Source organism: Amycolatopsis sp. NPDC114484 (assembly GCF_055633755.1).
The window spans coordinates 263,948-284,104 of the sequence record NZ_JBVKDQ010000007.1; the positions used below are offsets into that span (position 1 = coordinate 263,948).

Consider the following 20,157-nt stretch of genomic DNA (forward strand, 5'->3'; position numbering starts at 1 on the left):
TCCGCGGGGCGTCACCAGCGAATGCCGCTCCTGTCCACCGTGTAGGTGCCGTCCGGCTCGACGGTGACGGCCAGCCACGGGTTCACGCCGTCGGAGCCGATAGTGCCCGGGCACGAGAACTCGCCCCGGTCGTAGATCGTCCGGCCGGTGCCGTCCTTCGCGGCCGTGTCCGACTCCGCGACGAGGCCCACCCACCGGCAAGCCGGGTTGAGCACCTGGTGCGTGACCGTCAGGTCCACCGACGTGATCTTCGCTTCCCGCACACACCACGAGATCCGGTTGTAGTACGTCCACACCCCTTCGTTGGTCAGCTCGATCGGGGCGGTGGTCCAGCACCCGTTCCCGTGCGTCGTCGCCCCCGTGACGAACGGGACGGCGGCGAGCAACCCCGCCGTGACGGCTGTGAGTGCGCTGGCTCGGAGCATGACAACCCCCTCGTTTCCGTGTCCTCCCAATGTGTTCGCTCCGTGCGGGGGCCGCAAGACGCCGCGGCGGCGGGTCCAGCCGATATTCAGTCGGCGTCCAGTTCGGCCGCGTGCGAGTGCGCTGGGGAATCCTTTGTCAGCGCACGGGGCGTTCGCGCGAGGGCGGGTCCTCGAGGTCGCTGAACTTCCAGGCTTCGGCGTAAAGCTTCCCGTGGTTGAGCAATTGCTGGTGGCTGACCGGCCTGCGGAGAATCGCCTCGAACCAGGTCGCGCACTCGGCGGCCACGTGCTCGGGAACGCCACTCGTGTCGAGGGCGAGCGGCGTTGGCACGTCCGGGAGTTCGTGCAGCAGATCGCCGCGCGCGTGCTGGTTCCGGTAGTGCACGCCGAACTCGCCCAGGCTGACGCGGCGGACGAGATCGCTGAGCCTCACGACGGCGATCGGGCAGGAATCCTCCTCCCCGTCCCGGATCGCCCAGCTGGCGGCGTAACCGACATCGCGTTCCCGAGTCAGCCCAGATGGTCGTTCGTGCCGTCGACCCAGGCGATGTACCGCTGCGCGGAGCGGCGCACCGCGGCTTTCGCATCAGCCTGCAGAGTGGCCCCGGTCAGCGCGTAGAGCCGGTCGAACTCGTAAGGCTCCAGCCGGTCCGCGAGCCGCTGGACGAGTCCGGCGGAAAGCGGGATCTGGTTGGGGTAGCTGCGCATGAACGTCACCCAGCCCGGCGCGGCGACCGGCAGGACGGTGTCGCCGGCCAGCAGCGCGCCCTTCTCCGTCGCGATGTGCGCGACCGCGGCGCCCGGGAAGTGCCCGCCCGCTTCGACCAGCGTGATCCCGGGCAGAATCCGTTTGGTGCCATGCCATTCCCGGATGACCGGGTCTTCCCGGCGCACCCATCGCCGGTCCGCGGAATGCACCAGCACCGGGACGTTTCCGAGACTGTGGCTCAGGCTTACCTGCGAGCCGTACATGTGCGGATGGCTGGCCACGATCGCCGCGGCTCCGCCGAGTTCGGCGATCTTGTCGAGCAGCGGCCGGTCAAGGGCGTTGGGCGGATCCCACAGCAGGTTGCCCGCGTCGGTCCGGACCAGGTAGGTCCACTGGCCGATGCCGAACTCCGGCTCGCGGTGCAGGCGATGGATCCCCGGCTCCGGTTCTTCGCAGACCAGCTCGTGCGGGGCGGCGGCCAGTTCGTCCATTGTGGTCCAACCCTGTCCGGAGGCGCGGACGTACTGTCGTTCGTCCGCGCAGATCCGGCAGGTCCCGGCGGGCGGCTCCGCGGTGTCGGGATGCTCGACGCCGCAGGTCCCGCAAATCCAGATGGTCATGCGAGCACCCTGGTACCTCCAGTTTGCTAGAGGTCAAGACCTCGGGTGCGCGAACCCTGCCGCCACTGCCCGGCGGCGTCGATCATGTCCTGCCGGATGTGCCGGAGCCAGTGGCTGGTCTCGAGGAGCCTGGTGCCGACGAGCGTGTCCCCGCCGAACAGCTCCGCGCCTTGCCGGGTGAACTCGGCCCACTGGGCGATGCCGTCCATGCTGGCCAGCCAGGCCCGCTGCCACACGTGATCGTCGATCAGGTAGCGCTCGCGCCTGCCCTCACGCTCGCGCCGCAGCAGCCCCCGTTCTTCCAGCCAGGCCACCGCTTTGGAGACCGAGGCGGGGCTGACGCGCAGCCGGGCGGCGAGCTCGCTCGCGGTGCGGCTCCCCGACTCGGCGGTGAACAGGCAGATCAGGACCCGCGCCGCCATCGACGGCATTCCGGTCTGGGTGGCCATCCGCGCGAACCGCGTCTCGAAGTCGCTTCGGGTCCGCGGATCGGCCGCCGCCCGAAGCGGTGGAGCGGGCGGCGTAACGGGGGCCCGGCGGCGCGCTCGGTGACGGGCGGCCTGTTCGGCGCGGTCGGCCCGGTAGTCGTGTGCCCCGCCGTTGCGGGCGACCTCGCGGATCACCGTCGACCTCGGCCTGCCCAGCCGGCGGCCGATCTCCGCGTAGCTCAGCCCGTCCGCCAGCCCGGCCGCGACGCGCTGTCGTTCCGGGTAGCTCAACCTGCCCGCTGGCATCTGCTCGTCTCCGCCTTCGAACTCGTCCCGGACCGCCGCCGATGCGTTCATCTGCAGGCTATTGCATCGATAACCTGGCCGCTGCCTGCATAAATGCGGATCTGTCGTTTGCGATTCCATGAAACATCGCCCTACCGTTTCCCGCAAGAGGTTCACGGGAAGGGAGCTGGCGATGACCAGCACACTGCCGACCGAGCGATCGGCCGGCCTGCCGTTCGACCCGCCGCGAGGGCTGGCCGAACTGCGCGAGAAGAGTCCGCTCAGCCGGCTGGACTACCCGGACGGGCACGCCGGATGGCTGGTGACCGGTCACGCCCTGGCCCGCGAGGTGCTGGCCGACCGCCGGTTCAGCGCGCGAGCGGAACTGCGGCACATGCCGATCCCCGGCGCCGCCGCCAGCGACGAGCCGGCGCCGCCGGGAATGTTCGGCAGCATGGACGCGCCCGAGCACACTCGCTACCGGCGGCTGCTCGCCGGCCAGTTCACCGTCCGCAGGATGCGCCGGCTGACCGAGCGGATCCAGGCCGTCGCGGACGACTGCCTGAACGCCATGGCCGAGCGCGGCAGTCCGGCCGACGTGGTCACCGACCTGGCGCGACCGCTGCCGGCGCAGACGATCTGCGAACTGCTCGGGGTTCCCTACGCCGCGCGGGACCGATTCCAGCAGCACGCGCTCGCCCTCTTCCGGCTGGACAACACGCCCGGGGAAACCGGCGAAGCCTACGGCGCGGTGCTCGGCGTCATCGGCGAATTGGCCGCTGCCAAACGCAAAGCCCCCGCCGACGACCTGCTCAGCGACCTGACCGGCAGCGATCTCACCGACACCGAGCTGGTCAACGTCGGGTTCTCGTTGCTGGCCGCGGGCCTGGACACCACCACGAACATGCTCGCGCTGGGCGTCTTCGCGCTGCTCGAACACCCCGGCCAGCTCGCGCTCCTGCGCGACGACCCCGAGCTGGCCGACAACGCGGTCGAAGAACTGCTGCGTTACCTGAGCATCATCCCGTTCACCGTGCGCACCGCGCTGGAAGACCTCGAACTCGGCGGCGAACAGGTGCGCGCCGGCGAGGCGGTCACGATCTCGGTGCCCGCGGCCAACCACGATCCCGCGCACTTTCCGGTGCCGGCAGAACTCGACCTGCGCCGCAAAACAAGCGGGCACGTCGCCTTCGGCCACGGCATCCACCAATGCCTCGGCCAGCAGCTCGCCCGCGTCCAGATGCGGGTCGCCCTTCCGGCCTTGCTGACCAGGTTCCCGTCGCTGCGCCTCGCCGTTCCCGCCGGAAACATCGCCCTGCGCACCGACATGCTCATCTACGGCGTCCACCAGCTGCCCGTCGCCTGGGAGGCCTGACCCCGTGCCGAAAGTCTGTTTGCTCACCGGGGCATCGGCGGGAATCGGCCGCGCCACCGCTGTGGAACTGCTGAAGGCGGGGCACCTCGTCTACGGGGCCGCGCGCCGTCTGTCCAAAATGGACGAAATCCGGGCCGCCGGAGGGCATCCGCTCGCCATGGACACCCGGAGCGAGGCCGATCTCGACCGTGCCGTCCGCACCGTCCTGGACGAACAGGGACGGATCGATGTCCTGATCAACAACGCCGGGACGGTGCGGCACGGGGCCGCCGAAGACGTCCCGCTGGACGCGGCCCGCGATCTGTTCCAGGTCAACGTTTTCGCGCCGGCGAGGCTCGTCCAGCTGGTGCTGCCCGCCATGCGCGCGCAAGGGTCGGGCCGCATCGTCAACGTGTCGTCGATCGGCGGGGAGATCAGTCTGCCGCTCGGTGCCTGGTACTACGCGTCCAAGCACGCGCTCGAGGCTTACTCGGACACGCTGCGCATGGAGGTCCGGCCCTTCGGCATCGAGGTCGTGGTCATCCAGCCCGGCATCATCAAGACCGAATTCGAAGACCAGACCGCCTCGCAGCTCAGGGAATACTCGGGCAACGGCCCGTACCGGGGGATGGCCGAGGCGATGGCGAGCCGATCCGAAACCGGCCTCGCGGACGGCACCGATCCCGCTGTCGTCGCCGAAACCGTCCGGCGGGCTGTGGAAGCTGATCCGCCGGAGACCCGCTACGCCGTCGGCTTGCACGCCGAGGAACTGTTGAAGCTCAACCGAACCCTGCCCGACCGGGATTTCGACGAACTGGTCACCCGCTCGATCCGGTAGCGGCGAGAGGCAGGAACGCCTCGTGTCCTGCGGGGCGGACCCGCAGGACACGAGGACGTGCGTGGAGCTGAAAAAGTCAGCCGACGCCGAGCGCCCAAGGGTCGCCCTTCGCGGAGATGGACGAACCCCGGCCGGTCGCCAGCCACAGGCTGTTGTTGGCGTCCCGGCCCTTCCACGCCACTTCGAACCCGCCGTTGGACAGCGTGACGATCGAGGGGCTGGCATTCGCCGCAACGCCCAGGGCCCACGGATCGCCGTAGGAGGAGAAGTAGGTTCCGGCACCGGTGCCGAGCCACAGGCTGTTGTTGCTGTCGCGGCCCTGCCAAGCGACTTCCCAGCCGCCGTTGGACAGCGGTGCCAGCGAGGGACTGGTGCCCGGTGCGACGCCGAGAGACCACGGGGCGCCCTTCGCGGTGATGGACGTGCCCTGGCCGGTCGCCAGCCAGAGGCTGTTGTTGGCGTCGCGGCCCTGCCACGCCACCTGGAAGTTTCCGTTGGGCAGCGTGACGATCGACGGGCTGCTGTTGGCGGCGACGCCTAATGCCCAGGGATCGCCGTAGGAGGACAAAGCGACGCCGGTGCCGGTGCCGACCCAGAGGCTGTTGTTGCTGTCGCGGCCTTGCCACGCCACCTGGAAACCGCCGTTGGACAGCGGTGCCAGCGAGGGACTGGTGCCCGGTGCGACGCCGAGAGACCACGGGGCGCCCTTCGCGGTGATGGACGTGCCCTGGCCGGTCGCCAGCCAGAGGCTGTTGTTGGCGTCGCGGCCCTGCCACGCCACCTCCCACTGGTTGTTCGGGAGCGGGACGATGGAGGGGCTGGTATTCGGGGCGACGCCGAGGGACCATGGTGCGCCCTTGGCGGTGATGGTGTTGCCCTTGCCGGTGGCGATCCACAGGCTGTTGTTGGCATCGCGGCCTTGCCAAGCGGTGACCCAGCTGCCGTCCGCGAACGTGGCGATCGAGGGTTTGGTGTTCTCGGCGACGCCGAGCGCGTAGGGGTCGCCGTGGGCCGGCAGAGAGGTGCTGGCGCCGGTGCCGACCCAGAGGCTGTTGTTGGCGTCGCGGCCCCGCCAGGCGACGGCGAAGCCGCCGTTGGTGTCGGCCGCGATCCCGGAGCCGCCCTGCGGCAGCGTGCTCGGCGGCGGAGGCGGAGGCGTGGACGTGCCGCTGCTGACGTAGCCGAGCACCCACATCTCGTAACTCTTGCCGGGGAACAGCTTGTCGTGCGGATTCCAGGGGCCGCCGTTGCCCTCGTCGGCCTGGACCTTGCTGCTGGACCAGAAAGCGCTGCCGCTCCCGCTGCCGCCTTCGTCACCGCCGACATCGGACAAAAGCCCGTTGCTGTAGTCGGTGACGATGGCGATGTGGGAACCGTCGGTCGGGTAGCGGTCGTCGCCGAAGATGACGGCGTCACCGGGCTGGGGGACGTATCCGCTGCCGAGCGAATGGTAGGCGGAGACGTTCATCCAGCTGGGGACCGAGGCGGGAGCGCTGGCGGGAACGGGGACGCCCGCCCGCTGCCACACCCAGGAAACGAAGTCGCCGCACCAGAACTCGCCTCCGCCGGTGCAGCTGTTGTCGAAGCCGGTGCCGCCGGCGCTGTTCGTGCCGCAGTACCCCTTGCCGAGGTTCGCGTTGGCGATGCTCACGATCTGGCTGCCGGTGGCAGCCGACGCGGCGGGCGTGCCGACACTCGCCAGTGCGGCCCCGCCGAGAACGGCCCCGATCAGCCCGGCCAGAAGCCGGGATCTGAGGCGGTTGTGCGCGGAAAGCATGGTTGTTTCCCCCAAAACCGTCGATCGTCGTCAAAAGGCGCACAGCGCGGCCGAAGGCCGCGCGCTGCCCGCCTGCCGGTCTTCGGCGCCGGCGAGCGGGACGCTATGGACACGCTCCCGCCGGCCGTCCTAGATTTGTCCTAGCGTGAGATCTGCCCGGAGCGGCGCTCGTCGCTCCGTGTTCTGGGGGGAACATGCGATTCGGCGTTTTGGGGCCGCTGCACGCCCGGATCGCCGGGCGCGAGGTCCGCTTCGACGGGCCGCGGCAGGCCAAGATGCTGGCCGCGCTGCTGCTCGACGCCAACCGCCTCGTCGCCATGGGCAGGCTCGTCGCCGTGATGTGGGACGGGAAAGAACCCGCCACCGCGGTGCGCCAGGTCCAGGACGCGGTGTCCGGGCTGCGCCGCAACCTCGCCGGATGCGGGGCGCCCGCCTCCTTGATCGGCACGCGGCGCGGCGGCTACCAGATCCGCCTCGCCGCCGACCAGCTCGACCTGCTGGAGTTCGACCGCGAGCGGCGCCTCGCCGAACGGAGCACGGTCCCGTCCGAGACCGCCGCCGCGCTGCGGCGCGCGCTGGACTGCTGGCGCGGCAACGCCTTGTCCGACCTCTCCAGCCGGGTCCTGGAGTCGGAGGCGGCCCGGCTGAACGACCAGCGCGTGGCCGCGCACGCGCTTTGCCTGGGCATCGAACTGGAGGCGGGGCGTCATCGCGAAGTCGTCGAGGAGCTGCGGGTCCTGGCCCGCGAGCACCCGTATGACGAGCAGGTCGCCGAACACTTGATGGTCGCCCTCTACCGGTGCCGTCGCCAGGGCGAGGCGCTGCAGGCCTACGAGCGGCTGCGCCGGACTCTGAGCGGCGAACTCGGCGTCGACCCCACCCCGCCGATCCAGGCGCTGCGCCAGCGCATCCTGACCGCCGATCCCGCACTGGAGGTTCCGGCGAGCGGATCCGCCGCCATGCCAACGGAAAACCCCGAACCGGTGATGGCGCTGCCGGTGCGTCAACTGCCGCTGGACGTCCCCGATTTCGTCGGCCGGGCCGAAACCCTCGCCGAACTCGCCCGGCTGCTCGAGACGTCGGAACCGAACCGGGTCCCGGTAGCCGTTATCGTGGGCGGTCCCGGGGTCGGGAAATCCTGTCTGGCGACCCACGCCGCGCGCCTGGCCGGCGGCGCTTTCCCCGACGGCCAGCTCTACCTCGACCTCGCCGCGACCTCGGACGAGCCGCGGGACCCGGCCCTGATGCTGGCCGAGGCACTGCGCGCGCTCTCGATCACCGGCAGCGGGATCCCGGACGGGCTGGCCGAACGCGCCGCGCTGTACCGGTCATCGCTGGCCGGCCGCCGGATGCTGGTGGTGCTCGACGACGCCGGCCACGCCGACCAGGTGCTGCCGTTGCTGCCCGGGGCGGGCGGCTGCGCCGTGGTGATCACCAGCCGCACCCTGGTGACGCATCTGCCCGGCGCCCGGCGCTTCGACCTGGACACGCTGAGCCCGCCGGAGGCGCGGGAGCTGTTCACCGGCATCGTCGGGCAGCGGCGGGTCGAAGGCGAACCCGGGGAGGCCGACGCGATCCTCGGTTGCTGCGGCAACCTGCCGCTGGCGATCCGGATCGCGGGCGCCAAGCTCGCCGCCCGTCCGGCCTGGTCGCTGCGGGTGCTGCGGGAACGGCTCGAGGACGAGTCCCGGCGGCTGGCCGAGCTGAAGATCGGGGATCTGAGCGTGCGCGCCAGCGTCGGGCTGAGCTTGCGGCTGCTGCCTCCCGACGCGGTGCGAGCGCTGAGCCTGCTGGGTCTGCTCGGCGCCTGCACCCTGCCCGGCTGGGTGCTCGGCCCGCTGCTGGACCGCGCGGACGCGGACGAGGTGCTGGACACCCTGGTGGACGCCAGCCTGGTGCGGCTGACCGCCACCGACGCGGCCGGCCAGCCGCGTTACCGTCTGCACGACCTGATCCGGACCTGCGCCGTCGAGCTCGCCGCCGGGCTGCCCGCGGAGGAAAAGCGGGACGCGATCGTCCGGGTGCTGGCGTCCTGGCTGGATCTGGCCGGGCGCGGCGCGGCCCGGCTGCCCGCCGGGCTCCTGGTCCCGGTGCCCGGTCCGGCGCCGCGCCGTCCGTTGCCCGGCGCGGTCGCGGACCGGCTGCTGGCCGATCCGGCCTGCTGGTTCGACGCGGAACGCGACACCCTGCTCGCCGCGGTGAAGCTCGCCGCGGACTGGCGAATGGACGAGCTGGCCTGGGAACTGGCGGCCGCCGCGGTCACCTACTACGACCACCGGTGCCTGTATCAGGATTGGGAGCACGGGCACCGGCTGGCGCTGGACGCGGTACTGGCCGCGGGCAACGTCCGGGGCGAGGCGGTGCTGCTGCGCGGGTTGGCCCAGCTGCACATCTACCGCGACGAGTTCGACGCGGCGACGCGTGCCCTGGAATCCTCGGCCGGGCTGTGCCAAGAGCGCGGGGACAAGCGCGGCGAGGCGTTGTCGATGACGATGCTGGGCACCGTCAGCCGGGTCCAGGGCCACTACGCCGAAGCGCTCGACCGGGTCGAGCAGGCGCTGGCCATCGTGGTCGCCGAGGGCGACCCGCACCTCGAAGCGCAGCTGTCCTGTTCGATTGGCGTGTTGCGGCTCGTGCGGGGCGAACTCGACGAGGCGCAGTTCTGGTTCGACGCGGCGCTGCGGCAGGCCAGGGCGCTCGGCGACGGGCACCGGGTCGCTGTCGTGCTGCGCCGGTGCAGCCGGCTGCACGATCAGCGCGGCGATCCGGACGAGGCTCTGCGCTGTCTGTGGCAGGCGCTGTCCGCTTTCGAGGAACTGTCCGACGAGCGGTGCGCCGCGTACACGCTGTTGGAAGTCGGCCGCGTGTACGCCGGCCAGCACGACCGGGACCGGGCGGGCCCGGCGCTGGAGCGCGCCGCGGAAGTGTTCCACCGGCACGGCGACCGCCAGGACGAGGCCGCGTGCTGGCACCTGATCGGCGACCTCGACGCCGCTGCTGGTGCCGCCGATCTGGCGCTCCGACACCACGAGAGGGCGCTGCGGCTATGGCAGACGATCGGCGGCGCGAACCAGGCGAACGGTCCGGTGCCGCCGTCGTCGCCGTGACCTGGCAACCGCCGTGCCTGCCCGGAAAACCGCGCCGCTCGGTCGAGTTTCCAGTGCCGAAAGGCGTTCCTGGTCTCCACAGTCCTCAGCGGACGGTCAACGGCACGTCGTTCGGCGGCGGCAGCGTGCCCCCGCCGCGCAGCAGGACCGGCCCGACCGGCACCGGTTTGGCGACGGGAGGCGGCGGCACCGGGGCCGGGGCCGGGGTGGGCTTCGGCGGCGTGGGCTGGGTGATCGCGGTCCCGTGCGCCGGGGGCGGCGGGTTCGGTTTCGCGCCGGGGGAGAGGTCGACGAGGTCGGCGAGCCCGCGGTCGCCATCGACGCGCGGGACGCCGAGCTTCGGCAGCCCCAGCAGGTCGATGACGGTCTTCGGGATGCTCGGATGCCAGGACCAGCGGTGGTCGATGCCGGGTTTGACCCGTCCGCCGAACATCAGCAGCGGCACCCGCGGGCCGTGGGCGAGCTGGACGCCGTCCGGGGTGATCTCGACGTTCGGCGTGGCCACGTGGTCGTCGAACCCGCCCCAGTCGTCCCAGGTCAGCAAGAAGACCGTCGAGTCCCACAGCCCGGCCTTCACGATCGCGTCGACGACCTGCCACACGGTGTCCTCGCCCTTGCCGACGTCCGCGGGCGGGTGCTCGTCGTACGGTGAATCGTGCCAGACCATCGACAACGCGGGCAGTGCGCCGGCCTGCGCGTCGGCGATGATCTGGGCGGAGCGCACGATCTCGGGCGACCCCTTGAGCTGCTGGTAGAACTCGACGGGATATCCGCTGCTGCCGGTGTATGCCTTCCAGCTCACGCCGTGGTCGGCGGCGAGGCCGGGCAGGGACGGCATGTCCCACACCGGGTCGGCCTGGCTGCGAGGCGGATTGCGCAGCGTCGGCGTCTGGCCGCCGACGATGAGCAGGTGGTTCGGCGTCGAGTTGGTGCCGTAGCCGGCGCAGTGGTTCTCGACGAACGCGCCGCTCGCGGCGAGCCAGGCGTAGAACGGCAGATCGGCGACCGTGTCGAACTGGACGCGGGCCCCGGTGCTCTTCTTCGTGAGCCAGCGGTAGTAGGCCTTGCGGTCGTGCGGCTGGTCGGACTTCGGCGGGTTGGGGGAGACCGGCCAGCCGGTCGCGACGTTCGCGCCGAACGCGGCCATCGAACGGAAGTAGTTGTCGGTGGTGTGGTTCTCCTGGACCAGGACGACGACGTGGTCGATCGGGCCGGTGGCGGCCATGGCGATCCCTTCGGTGCTCCGGCGGGCGGGCCGCGCGGCCGGACGCTCCGGTCGCGCCGGTTCCGCTGAATGATCGCCCGCCGCGGGTGCCCCGGCCACCGGGAAACCCGATGGGAGCAACCGGATTCCCTTGCCCTGCCCGGGATATCGCCGATTGCGCGGAAGGGGCTGTTCGCCGGGTTCGCGCCGGGCGTCCGGGTCAGTGCTCGGCGGTGACCGCGTAGCGGTGTGTCGGGCGGCCCGCGCTTCCGTATTCCAGTTCGAGGCTGAGGAAACCTCGGCGGTGCAACTCGCTCAGATGGCGTTGCGCCGTGGGACGGCTGATGCCCAGCGTGCTCGCGAGTGCTTCGGCACCGAGCGGCTGCCCGGCCCGGCGAAGCGTGTCGAGGACTTTGCGCATGGTCGGGGGAAGCGGGTCCGTACGCGGTGCGGAGCCGCGGAGAATGGAGTACAGACTGTCCACCGTGGCCTGATCGACGTCGCCGCTTCCGGAGGCGCGTTCACACCAGCTCCGGTACGCCGTCAACTGCTCGCGCAGCTGCTCGAAACCGAAGGGCTTGACCAGGTAGTAGGCGGCGCCGAGACGGATGGCGGAACGGACCGTGCCGAGGTCCCGGGAAGCGGTGATCACGATGCACCCGGGCGGGGCGCCTCCCGAACGCAGGTCGCGCAGCAGGGAGAGGCCGTCCTCGTCGGGCAGGTAGACGTCGAGCAGCAGCAGGTCCGGCCGGAGTTCCTCGACTCGGGCGCGGGCTTCCGCCGCGGTGTGGGCCCGTCCGACGGAGGCGAAGCCGGGCACGCGGTCGATGCTGGCGGCGTGGATCGCGGCTACGCGGTAGTCGTCGTCGACGACGAGGGTCCGGATCGTCATGCGTGCTCCGCGGGTTCGAGCGCGGCGCGGGAACGGGAATTCGGGAGCAGCACGTCGAATCGCGCCCCGGCCGAGCCGTCCACGGCGATCGATCCGCCGGACCGGCGCACCAGCCGGTAGACGAGGGCGAGACCGAGGCCGCGCCGCGTGCCCGGGCGCGGGGTTTTCGTGGAGTAGCCGTCGACGAAGATCTCGCGCAGCGCTTCCTCCGGAATGCCGGGACCGGTGTCGGAGACGACGATGCGGACGTCCGGGCCGAGGGTGTCGACGAGAACGCGCACCCGGCGTTCTCCCGGCTGCCCGGCCACGGCGTCGACGGCGTTGTCGATGAGGTTGCCGAGAACGGTGACGAGCGCGCCGGGGTCGGCGGTGCTGAGGTCGAGCCCGGAACCGGGGTCGACCTCGAGGCGCACGTCGCGCTCGGCGGCGATGGCGACCTTGGCCGAAAGCAGCGCCGCGAGTTCGGGCGGGGAGAACCGGGCGCGAAGACCGGTCGCCTGCGCGGCCGGGCCGTGCGCGATTTCGGTGAGGTAGCGGCCGGCTTCCTCCGTTTCGCCCAGGCCCAGGAGCCCCGACAGGACGTGCAGCCGGTTGGCGAACTCGTGTTCCTGCGCGCGCAGAGCGGTCGTGAGGCCCGTGACGGCGTGGAGTTCGCGCACCAGGCCCTCCATCTCGGTGCGGTCGCGCAAGGTGAGCACCGAACCGGCGTCCTGTCCGGAGAGGACCACCGGCATTTTGTTGACCACCAACAGGAATTCGTCGGTGAGGACGACCTCGTCGTCGGCGGCGGGCGCGGTGAGCAGATCGCGGAGACGGCCGGGCGGGACGAGTTCGCTGAGGTCGCGGCCGCGGGCGGCGGAGGGGATCGCGAGCAGCCGGCGGGCCTCGTCGTTGATCACCTCGACGCGGCCGTGCCGGTCGAGGCCGACCATGCCCTCGCGGATGCCGTGCAGCATCGCTTCCCGTTCCTGGAGCAGGGAAGCGATCTCGGAGACTTCCAAGCCGAAGGTCGCGCGCTTGATCCGGTGCGCGAGCAGCAGGGACGCCGCCATCCCGATGGCCAGCGCCAGCCCGGAGTAGAGCAGCACCCAGGGGATGTCGCTCACCAGCTCGCTCGTGACCTGTTCTTCGAGGATCCCCACCGAAACCTGGCCCGCGATCCCGCCGCCGGGGCCGGAGATCGGCGCCTTGCCGTTGGCGGACCGGCCGAGGCTGCCGTTGTCGATGCCGAGGTGGCCCTGCCCGTCGAGGGCCGCCACCGGTTCCTCGATGCGCTGGCCGACGAGCGCGGTGTTGGGATGGGAGTAGCGAAGCCCGGACCGGTCGGTGACGACGACGTACGACGCACCCGTGGCGAGCCGGACCTGCTCGGCGGCAGCCTGGACGGCGTGGCCGGGATCGCGCCGCACGAGGGCGTCGCGGACGGACGGCATCTGCGCGACGGTGTTCGCGATCCCGAGCGCCCGCTGTCCGTATTGCGTGTCGAGGGTCTGGCCGGCGAGCTTCACGTAGAGCAGGGCTCCGGCCGAGACGGTGGCGAGCAGGATCCCGAGCACGGCGACGAGGAGCTGCGAGGCGAGAGGACGTGACCGCCACATGACCGCTCCGCTCTGCCACTTGTCGTAGGGGCGTCCCGCATGACACCACGAGACCGCGCGGATGCCAAGAAACCGCGGCCGGTACGCCCGGATCGTCCGGTCCGGCGCGCACTTAATGAGCAGAACCCGAGAAAAGCGCACTGATCGCTGGTATCGCACGCAACGTTCCGCCGCGCCGCGGCGCTTCTTAGCCTCCTCGAACGGAATCGGCCCCGATCGAGAGGACGCCACCGTGCACGCACCCAGATCCGGACCGCCGGGCGGCGACGCGCCGGCCGCCATCGCCATGCGGGACGTCACCAAGCAGTTCGCCACCGAGGGGCCGACGCCCTACACCGCGCTGCGCGACCTGGACCTCGAGGTGGCACCCGGCGAATTCTGCGCGGTCGTCGGTCCCACCGGCTGCGGCAAGTCCACGACCCTGACCCTCGTCGCGGGCCTGGAACAGCCCTCGACCGGCTCGGTCCGGGTGCACGGCGCGGCCGTCTCGGGCATCACGCCCGGGGTGGGGTTCATGTTCCAGACGGACGCGATCCTGCCGTGGAAAACGGTGCTGGACAACGTTTCCGCGGGGCCGAGGTTCCGCGGCGCGGCCAAGCGCGCGGCGGTTTCCGGTGCGCGGGACTGGATCCGCCGGGTCGGGCTGAGCGGATTCGAGGACCGGTACCCGCACCAGCTGTCGGGCGGGATGCGCAAGCGGGTCGCGCTCGCGCAGAACCTCATCAACGAGCCGCGGATCCTGCTCATGGACGAACCGTTCAGCGCGCTGGACGTGCAGACCCGGGCGAAGATGTCCGACGAACTGCTGTCGCTGTGGGAATTGACCCGGCCCGCGGTGGTGTTCGTGACCCACGACCTCGAAGAGGCGATCGCGCTCGCGGACACGGTGGTCGTGCTGACCGCGGGCCCGGCGGCGACGGTCAAGGCCCGGTTCGCCATCGATCTGCCGCGCCCGCGGGTGGTGCAGGAAATCCGTTTCGAGCGCCGGTTCGTCGACCTGTACCAGCGGATCTGGGACGCCCTGCGCGCGGAGGTCGACCTGGCGTACGCGCAGACCACCCGGATCAGCGGGGAGGCGGGAGCATGACGACCGAAGCGGAATCGCCCGCGAACCCCGTCGCGGGAGCGGAAGCCGCGGCCGCCCGCCGTTCGCGCCGCCGGACACGCACAGTCCTTGTACACACCGTCCAGGCGGCGGTGCTGGTCGTGCTCCTGGGCGGCTGGCAGCTGCTCGTGCAAGGGGACCAGCACGCGATCGTGCTGTACGGGCTCCCGTCGGGCATCTTCGACCGGTTGCGGTCGTGGGTGACCGAGGGCACCGCGCTCGGCTCGCTCGGCAGCCAGATCTGGACGACGATCGAGGAGGCGCTGATCGGCTTCGCCATCGGCACGGTGCTGGGCATCGTCTGCGGCATCGCGCTCGGCCGGATCCGGTTCCTGTCGGAGGTGTTCGGCCCGTTCATCAAGGTGCTCAACGCGATCCCGCGGATCGTTCTCGGCTCGGTCTTCGTCCTGGCGTTCGGCCTCGGGCTCGAATCCAAGATCCTGCTGGTGATCGTGCTGGTGTTCTTCGGGGTGTTCTTCAACGCCTTCCAGGGCACCCGCGAGGTCGACCGGACCTTCATCGCCAACGCGAGCATCCTCGGCGCGTCACGGTGGCAGGTGACCCGGCAGGTCGTGCTGCCCTCGGCGTTCACCTGGATCATCGCGAGCCTGCACGTGAGCTTCGGCTTCGCGCTGATCGGTGCGATCGTCGGCGAATTCCTCGGCGGCTACGCGGGTCTCGGCGTGCTGATCAAGAACGCGCAGGGCACCTTCGACGCGAGCGGCGTCTGGGCGGCGATGGTGATCATGGGCGTCGTCGCGCTCATCGCCGAATGGCTGATCACCCGCCTCGAACGCCGGCTGCTGCGCTGGCGGCCCGCCCAGCTGTCCGGCCCGGACCTGTGACCCCCCGATTGTCCGCTCGAACAAAGGAGATCCCCGTGTCCGCGAAGAAATTGGCAGCCGTGCTCGCGGCGGCGCTGCTCGCCGTGGCCGGTTGCGCCTCGACCGCGAGCCAGAACGCCGGCACCAGCTCCACCGGCGGGACCGGCACCCCGGTGAGCATCATGGTCGGCGGCTTGAACAAGCAGATCTACCTGCCGTTCATGCTCGCCCAGCGGCTCGGCTTCTACCAGAAGCAGGGCCTGAACGTCACCCTGCAGGACGAGGGAGCCGGGGTCGACGCGACGACGAACATGGTCGCGGGCAAGGTCGACGGCGTGGGCGGGTTCTACGACCACACCATCGCCATGCAAGGGCTCGGCCAGTCGATGGAATCGGTGGTGTCGATGCTGACCACGCCGGGCGAGGTCGAACTGTGCCGCAACGAGGTGCGCGGCCAGATCCATTCGCCCGCCGACTGGTCCGGGCGCAACCTCGGAGTGACCGACCTCGGTTCCTCCACTGACTTCCTGACCCAGTACCTGGCGCGGAAGAACGGCGTCGACCCGACGAAAATCCACCGGGTAGGCGTGCAGGCCGGGGCCACGCTGATCGGCGCCCTGCAGCACGGCAACGTCGACTGCGCGATGACGACCGAGCCGACGGTCTCGACTGCCCTGGCCCAGGGCGCCGCCTTCGTCCTGCTGGACATGCGCACGGCGGCCGGCACCAAACAGCAGCTGGGAGGCGAGTACCCAGCGACGTCGCTGTACATGACCACGAAGTACGTGGACAGCCACCCGGACGTGGTGCAGAAGCTCGTGAACGCGTATGTCGAGGCCCTCAAATGGATCCAGGGCCACAACGGCGCGCAACTGGCAGGCGTGATGCCGGCCGACTACTACGCCGGTTCCGGGAAAGACGCCTACGCCAAGGCGTTCGACAACGAGAAGGGCATCTACAACCCGACCGGGATCATGCCGCCGGACGGCCCGAAGACCAATCTCACGGTCCTGCAGGCGTTCAACCCGGACGTGAAGGGCAAGCAGATCGACCTCGGGAAGACTTACACCGATAAGTTCGTCAACGCCGCGCATTGACGCGGTTCTGCCGTGCCCGGGTGCTCGCCGTGCCCGGGCACAGCTGTCCGGCGGTCCAGGTCCTGGGCGGTTCTCACCGATCAGAGATTGTCCGCCGCGTCGTCGCTTCTGGTGGCTCTCCCCGGAAAGGGCTGCCAGTGCCGCCGCTGTCGTCGGGTCTGTTTCGGGGAGGGCGCACTGCATCCGCGGGGGTGTGCTGACGTCACTTCGCGTCCCAATGGAACTCGCGCAGTGCTTCCGCGGGCCGCTTGTCGGCGTCCTCGTACTGGTTCGCCGAGAGACGCAAGGTCTCGGCAGCTGTCGATGGCACAAATATTTTTCGTTGGCAGCGGGTGCCCTGTGGACGGCAGCTCCCCCGGAGCTGTCTCCGATTCCTGGTGGCATCCCGGTGTCCGCGGTCACGGCGAAGGATTACGGCGGCGTGCTCACCCCTTGCTTCCGTGGTCTCCTGGTCCGGCCCCGGCTGGCCTGGATGATTGGTAACGCGATGCGGTTTTTTCGTGCCGGAAAGCTGCAGGCGCTGGCGAATCTCGGCAAGTTGATGGCCGAGCAGGGCAACTCTCGCGAGGACACTCCGGTGCGCCGTCCGGCGACGATTGTCAGCGACCGGGCTGAGCTGACTAAGGGGTCGTTTCCTCGGACGATCGCCCCTGCTGGTCGCCGAGGGCGTCTCGACCGCGGCAGGGGGTATCCGCCCCACCCGTCGACGCGCGCGAACCGGCCGCGGGCGTCGATCAAGCACCGCCCCTGGCGAGACATCTAGGGGCAGCATTCAAACCGTACTGATTGGTATGTTTTCCCGGATTTCGGACCACACCGCCCGGAGTCGGACATGGGGATGCGTTTCCGGGGCGCCCGATCGAAGAATGGGTTGGGAGAACTCGATGAAGGTTCTGGTCACGACGTCCGGGGCGCCGCTCAGCCGGATCTCGCCGACGCGATCGTCCGCACCGGGCTGCCCGCGATCGCGGTCGGGCCGGTGCTGGATCTGGGCGGGCGGAACGGCAAGGACCAGGAACGGCCCGTCGGCAAGACTGTCTTCGACTGGGAGTTCGACATCACCGCGACCCGGGAAGACCGGCTCACCTGTACTACGTCCGCGGCGTGGCCCGATCGCCGCGCGAGCCAGCCGCGCGGCGCACGTCCGGATGGTCTTCGGTCTCGATCACTGGGCCCGCATGCGCGGCCTTTTCGCCGAACTGGGCGGAGAAAAGGGAGCCGACCCGATGGCGGAGCGGCGGTCGGGCAAGCTGGAACGGTACAGCTGTGCGTTCGACGAGGAACTCGTCCTCGGGCAGCGCACGCTCGACCCGCTGCCGCCGTGGACCCGGTCGGCGTGGACTACCTCCCGGTGCGGCGTGCCCTGCAGCGGCCCGCCGACGGTGCCGTCGTGGCTGTCCGAGCCGCCCTCGCGCCGCCGGGTTTGCGTCACCCTGGGCATGTCCCGGCGCGACCTGTGGGGCGACGACCGGTTCTCAGTCGGCGACCTCTTCGACGCGGTGGCAGGCCTCGATGTCGAGGTGGTCGCGATCCACCACGGCGGCGCGGGCACGATCGGGAACGCCGTGGTGCACGGGGTGCCGCAACTGGTGATCCCGGGCAACATGTGGGACAAGGCGGGCTCGGCCGACCTCCTGGCCGGGCAGGGAGCCGGTCTGGTGCTGGAACACGAGCAGGTCACCGCTGGCCAATTGCGCGCGCAGTTGTCGCGGCTGCTTGATGAGCCGTCGTTCGCCACGTCTGCGGAGAAGGTGCGGGCGCAGGTGCTGGAAACCCCCGCGCCCGCCCGGAGAGTGCCGGAACTGGAACGGCTGGCGGGTGTCCGGGACTGACAGCAGCAGGCCCGTCGCGGTTGCACTAGCAGGACGTGGGACTCAATTGTCCACTGTGGACAGTAAGACGGCGGGGAGGGCTGTCACCCGCGCTTCACCAACCGATGGAACCTCTTCGTCGCGGGCGCGAGCTCCTCGACTCTCAGCGCCGCGAGCACGCCGAACGACACCGCGAGTCCGACGAGGCCCTGCAGGATCAGCTTGAGCCACGCGGTCGCCTGGACTCCAGCGTCGGGCACGAGCCAGCCGGCGACGACAGCCGCGGCGACGCCGAGCCCGCTCGCGACGACCGTGAACAGGATGACCCCGAGCACCCGCTTGCTGCGCAGGTTGCCGAGGCTCGCCCACAACCAGACCTGGCCCATGATCGCGCCGACCACGAACGTCAGGGAGTTCACCAGCATCGTGCCCAGCACGATGTCGCGCGCGTCCAGCAACGCCGGGCACAGATACAGCAGCGGAACCTTCACCGCGGTCATCACGACCATGATCAGCGTCGGGGTGCGCGCGTCCTTCATCGCGTAGAACACCCGCAGCTGCAGCATGACCAGCGCGTACGGCAGCAGCCCGAACGACGAGATCGCCAGCGCCTCGCCGAGCCGGCCCGCCTCCGCCGCGGAGTTCGCGCCGCCGCTGAACAGGGCGACCCCGATCGGCCCGCCCACCACCGTCATCACGGCGGCGATCGGCACCAGCATCACGGTGGAGATGCGCGACCCGTAGGAAAGGTCGGCCACGACCTTGCGGACATCGCCGTCCGCGGCGTTGCGGGACAGCCGCGGCATGATCGCGGTCAGCAGGGACACCCCGATCACGCCGTAGGGCAACTGGAACAGCAGCCAGGCGTTGGAGTAGATGGTCACCCCGCCCGGGTCGCCGCTGGTCAGCACCCGGGTGTTGACGGTGAAGCCGATATGGCTGACCGCGACGTAGCCGAGGATCCACAGAGCGAGACCGCCGAACTCCTTCATGCGCTTGTCGATGCCCCAGCGCCACTTGAAGCGGAACCCCGTCCGCAGCAGCGGCGGAACCAGCAGCGCGGCTTGCACGACGATGCCCACCGTGACGCCGATGCCGAGCACCAGCAGCTTCGGGTCGCTCATGCGCACGGGATCGGTCGAGATCTTGCCCGGCATGAGCATGAACAGCGCGAGGGTCGCGATGACGACGACGTTGTTCATCACCGGAGCCCATGCCGTCGGGCCGAAGATGTGCTTGGCGTTGAGGATCGCCGACAGCAGCGCGAACACGCCGTAGAAGAAGATCTCGGGCAGCAGCAGGCGGGCGAACGCGTTGGTCAGCGCGGAGTTGGCTTGTCCGCCCTGCTCCGTGTACAGCGAGGTCAGCGCTGGTGCCGCGGCCGCCGCGAGGACGGTGCCCACGGCCAGGACTGTCAGGCCCACCGTGAGCATTCGCTGCGTATACGCCGCGCCGCCGTCGGGATCGTCCTGCGACCGCACCATCAGCGGCACCACGACACTGCTGAGCACTCCGCCGAGCAGTAGCTCGAACACGACGTTGGGCAGTGTGTTGGCGATGTTGAACGAGTCGTTCTCGACGCCGGTGCCGATCGCCCACACGAGCATGATCTTCCACAGGAATCCGGTGATCCGGCTGACCAGCGAGGCGATGGCCATCCGCCCGCTGGACTTCGCGATCGACGGCGGCGCCGCTTTCGGCTCGACGCGCGGCACGTAGACGGTCGCGTCGAGCCCCGGACCCTCGGCGGCCGGCGCGCTGCTGGGCGGCCGCGGCAACATCCGGGTGGCGAGCGAGTCGTACGGGCGCAGCGCGTCCGGGTCGGCTACCGGCCACTTCGCACTCGCCGGCACCCCGCCGATGCGCGGGATGAATACCGTCGCGTCGGGATCGTTCGGCGCCAGCGGCGGCGCGCCGAACGGCATGCTGTCCTGCTGGCGCTCCTGCTGCCACGGCCGAACCAGCGGCCGCCGCTGGCCGGGCAGCGGGGTCCGTGGCGGCGGCTCGTGCCCGCCCGGGGGCTGGTGCCCGCCCGGGGGCAGTTGCCTGCGAGGCCGGTTCGCCGCCGGTGGGACACGGCGGG

At 70.5% G+C, this 20,157-nt stretch carries 17 protein-coding genes; 8 read left to right on the plus strand and 9 right to left on the minus strand.

Going from position 1 to position 20,157, the window contains the following annotated elements; all coding sequences use genetic code 11:
- Positions 1–11 precede the first annotated feature (11 nt).
- From ACZ7SW_RS19830 to ACZ7SW_RS19845, 4 genes are all read right to left on the minus strand, one after another.
- A complete protein-coding gene (locus tag ACZ7SW_RS19830; RefSeq protein ID WP_470231874.1) occupies positions 12–425 on the minus strand; it encodes a hypothetical protein in 414 nt (137 codons plus the stop codon).
- 136 nt (positions 426–561) lie between these two features.
- Positions 562–858, minus strand: coding sequence for a hypothetical protein (locus ACZ7SW_RS19835; protein WP_470231875.1), 297 nt, complete (start codon positions 856–858; stop codon positions 562–564).
- 77 nt (positions 859–935) lie between these two features.
- Positions 936–1,754 (minus strand): MBL fold metallo-hydrolase, encoded by an 819-nt coding sequence (locus ACZ7SW_RS19840; protein ID WP_470231876.1) that lies wholly within the window; start codon positions 1,752–1,754, stop codon positions 936–938.
- Between the two features lie 26 nt (positions 1,755–1,780).
- Complete coding sequence (locus tag ACZ7SW_RS19845; protein WP_470231877.1) at positions 1,781–2,539, minus strand: helix-turn-helix domain-containing protein; 759 nt, start codon at positions 2,537–2,539, stop codon at positions 1,781–1,783.
- A 121-nt stretch (positions 2,540–2,660) separates the two neighbouring features.
- Here ACZ7SW_RS19845 and ACZ7SW_RS19850 point away from each other — a divergent pair, with 121 nt between their 5' ends.
- Together ACZ7SW_RS19850 and ACZ7SW_RS19855 are read left to right on the plus strand one after the other, a co-directional pair.
- A complete protein-coding gene (locus ACZ7SW_RS19850; RefSeq protein WP_470231878.1) occupies positions 2,661–3,842 on the plus strand; it encodes a cytochrome P450 in 1,182 nt (393 codons plus the stop codon).
- 4 nt (positions 3,843–3,846) lie between these two features.
- Positions 3,847–4,659 carry an oxidoreductase gene (locus ACZ7SW_RS19855; RefSeq protein ID WP_470231879.1) on the plus strand — a complete coding sequence of 271 codons (813 nt, stop codon included), beginning with the start codon at positions 3,847–3,849 and terminating at the stop codon, positions 4,657–4,659.
- Positions 4,660–4,735: 76 nt separating this feature from the next.
- Here ACZ7SW_RS19855 and ACZ7SW_RS19860 read toward each other — a convergent pair whose 3' ends face one another.
- Positions 4,736–6,436: a CHAP domain-containing protein gene (locus ACZ7SW_RS19860; protein WP_470231880.1), complete on the minus strand. Its 1,701-nt coding sequence runs from the start codon at positions 6,434–6,436 to the stop codon at positions 4,736–4,738.
- Positions 6,437–6,630: 194 nt separating this feature from the next.
- Between ACZ7SW_RS19860 and ACZ7SW_RS19865 the strand changes: the two genes are divergently transcribed.
- Positions 6,631–9,543, plus strand: a complete 2,913-nt coding sequence (locus ACZ7SW_RS19865; RefSeq protein WP_470231881.1) for an AfsR/SARP family transcriptional regulator — start codon at positions 6,631–6,633, stop codon at positions 9,541–9,543.
- A gap of 85 nt (positions 9,544–9,628) precedes the next feature.
- On the opposite strand, the gene ACZ7SW_RS19870 is transcribed toward ACZ7SW_RS19865, so the two are convergent.
- The 3 genes from ACZ7SW_RS19870 to ACZ7SW_RS19880 all read right to left on the minus strand — a co-directional run bounded on the left by ACZ7SW_RS19870 (position 9,629) and on the right by ACZ7SW_RS19880 (position 13,237).
- Positions 9,629–10,768 (minus strand): alkaline phosphatase family protein, encoded by a 1,140-nt coding sequence (locus ACZ7SW_RS19870; RefSeq protein ID WP_470231882.1) that lies wholly within the window; start codon positions 10,766–10,768, stop codon positions 9,629–9,631.
- A gap of 199 nt (positions 10,769–10,967) precedes the next feature.
- On the minus strand, positions 10,968–11,639 hold the full coding sequence (locus ACZ7SW_RS19875) for a response regulator (RefSeq protein WP_470231883.1): 672 nt from the start codon (positions 11,637–11,639) through the stop codon (positions 10,968–10,970).
- Positions 11,636–13,237 (minus strand): ATP-binding protein, encoded by a 1,602-nt coding sequence (locus ACZ7SW_RS19880; protein WP_470231884.1) that lies wholly within the window; start codon positions 13,235–13,237, stop codon positions 11,636–11,638. Before ACZ7SW_RS19880 ends, ACZ7SW_RS19875 begins: the two co-directional genes overlap by 4 nt.
- Before the next feature lie 286 nt (positions 13,238–13,523).
- Between ACZ7SW_RS19880 and ACZ7SW_RS19885 the strand changes: the two genes are divergently transcribed.
- The 5 genes from ACZ7SW_RS19885 to ACZ7SW_RS19905 all read left to right on the plus strand — a co-directional run bounded on the left by ACZ7SW_RS19885 (position 13,524) and on the right by ACZ7SW_RS19905 (position 18,095).
- A complete protein-coding gene (locus tag ACZ7SW_RS19885; protein ID WP_470232001.1) occupies positions 13,524–14,324 on the plus strand; it encodes an ABC transporter ATP-binding protein in 801 nt (266 codons plus the stop codon).
- Complete coding sequence (locus ACZ7SW_RS19890; protein ID WP_470231885.1) at positions 14,321–15,187, plus strand: ABC transporter permease; 867 nt, start codon at positions 14,321–14,323, stop codon at positions 15,185–15,187. The genes ACZ7SW_RS19885 and ACZ7SW_RS19890 overlap by 4 nt, the downstream gene beginning before the upstream one ends.
- A 35-nt stretch (positions 15,188–15,222) precedes the next feature.
- A complete protein-coding gene (locus ACZ7SW_RS19895; protein ID WP_470231886.1) occupies positions 15,223–16,263 on the plus strand; it encodes an ABC transporter substrate-binding protein in 1,041 nt (346 codons plus the stop codon).
- Between the two features lie 388 nt (positions 16,264–16,651).
- On the plus strand, positions 16,652–17,026 hold the full coding sequence (locus tag ACZ7SW_RS19900; RefSeq protein ID WP_470231887.1) for a hypothetical protein: 375 nt from the start codon (positions 16,652–16,654) through the stop codon (positions 17,024–17,026).
- A 121-nt stretch (positions 17,027–17,147) separates the two neighbouring features.
- On the plus strand, positions 17,148–18,095 hold the full coding sequence (locus ACZ7SW_RS19905; protein ID WP_470231888.1) for a glycosyltransferase: 948 nt from the start codon (positions 17,148–17,150) through the stop codon (positions 18,093–18,095).
- An 83-nt stretch (positions 18,096–18,178) separates the two neighbouring features.
- On the opposite strand, the gene murJ is transcribed toward ACZ7SW_RS19905, so the two are convergent.
- Complete coding sequence (murJ, locus tag ACZ7SW_RS19910; RefSeq protein ID WP_470231889.1) at positions 18,179–19,999, minus strand: murein biosynthesis integral membrane protein MurJ; 1,821 nt, start codon at positions 19,997–19,999, stop codon at positions 18,179–18,181.
- Between the last annotated feature and the right edge of the window lie 158 nt (positions 20,000–20,157).

What these genes read in the sequence shown, in the direction of transcription:
- ACZ7SW_RS19830 (WP_470231874.1), bottom strand. Translation starts at nt 425, where the DNA reads ATGCTCCGAGCCAGCGCACTCACAGCCGTCACGGCGGGGTTGCTCGCC.
- ACZ7SW_RS19840 (WP_470231876.1), bottom strand. Translation starts at nt 1,754, where the DNA reads ATGACCATCTGGATTTGCGGGACCTGCGGCGTCGAGCATCCCGACACC.
- ACZ7SW_RS19845 (WP_470231877.1), bottom strand. Translation starts at nt 2,539, where the DNA reads ATGAACGCATCGGCGGCGGTCCGGGACGAGTTCGAAGGCGGAGACGAG.
- ACZ7SW_RS19850 (WP_470231878.1), top strand. Translation starts at nt 2,661, where the DNA reads ATGACCAGCACACTGCCGACCGAGCGATCGGCCGGCCTGCCGTTCGAC.
- ACZ7SW_RS19860 (WP_470231880.1), bottom strand. Translation starts at nt 6,436, where the DNA reads ATGCTTTCCGCGCACAACCGCCTCAGATCCCGGCTTCTGGCCGGGCTG.
- ACZ7SW_RS19865 (WP_470231881.1), top strand. Translation starts at nt 6,631, where the DNA reads ATGCGATTCGGCGTTTTGGGGCCGCTGCACGCCCGGATCGCCGGGCGC.
- ACZ7SW_RS19870 (WP_470231882.1), bottom strand. Translation starts at nt 10,768, where the DNA reads ATGGCCGCCACCGGCCCGATCGACCACGTCGTCGTCCTGGTCCAGGAG.
- ACZ7SW_RS19875 (WP_470231883.1), bottom strand. Translation starts at nt 11,639, where the DNA reads ATGACGATCCGGACCCTCGTCGTCGACGACGACTACCGCGTAGCCGCG.
- ACZ7SW_RS19880 (WP_470231884.1), bottom strand. Translation starts at nt 13,237, where the DNA reads ATGTGGCGGTCACGTCCTCTCGCCTCGCAGCTCCTCGTCGCCGTGCTC.
- ACZ7SW_RS19885 (WP_470232001.1), top strand. Translation starts at nt 13,524, where the DNA reads ATGCGGGACGTCACCAAGCAGTTCGCCACCGAGGGGCCGACGCCCTAC.
- ACZ7SW_RS19890 (WP_470231885.1), top strand. Translation starts at nt 14,321, where the DNA reads ATGACGACCGAAGCGGAATCGCCCGCGAACCCCGTCGCGGGAGCGGAA.
- ACZ7SW_RS19905 (WP_470231888.1), top strand. Translation starts at nt 17,148, where the DNA reads ATGAAGGTTCTGGTCACGACGTCCGGGGCGCCGCTCAGCCGGATCTCG.
- murJ (WP_470231889.1), bottom strand. Translation starts at nt 19,999, where the DNA reads ATGCCGTTCGGCGCGCCGCCGCTGGCGCCGAACGATCCCGACGCGACG.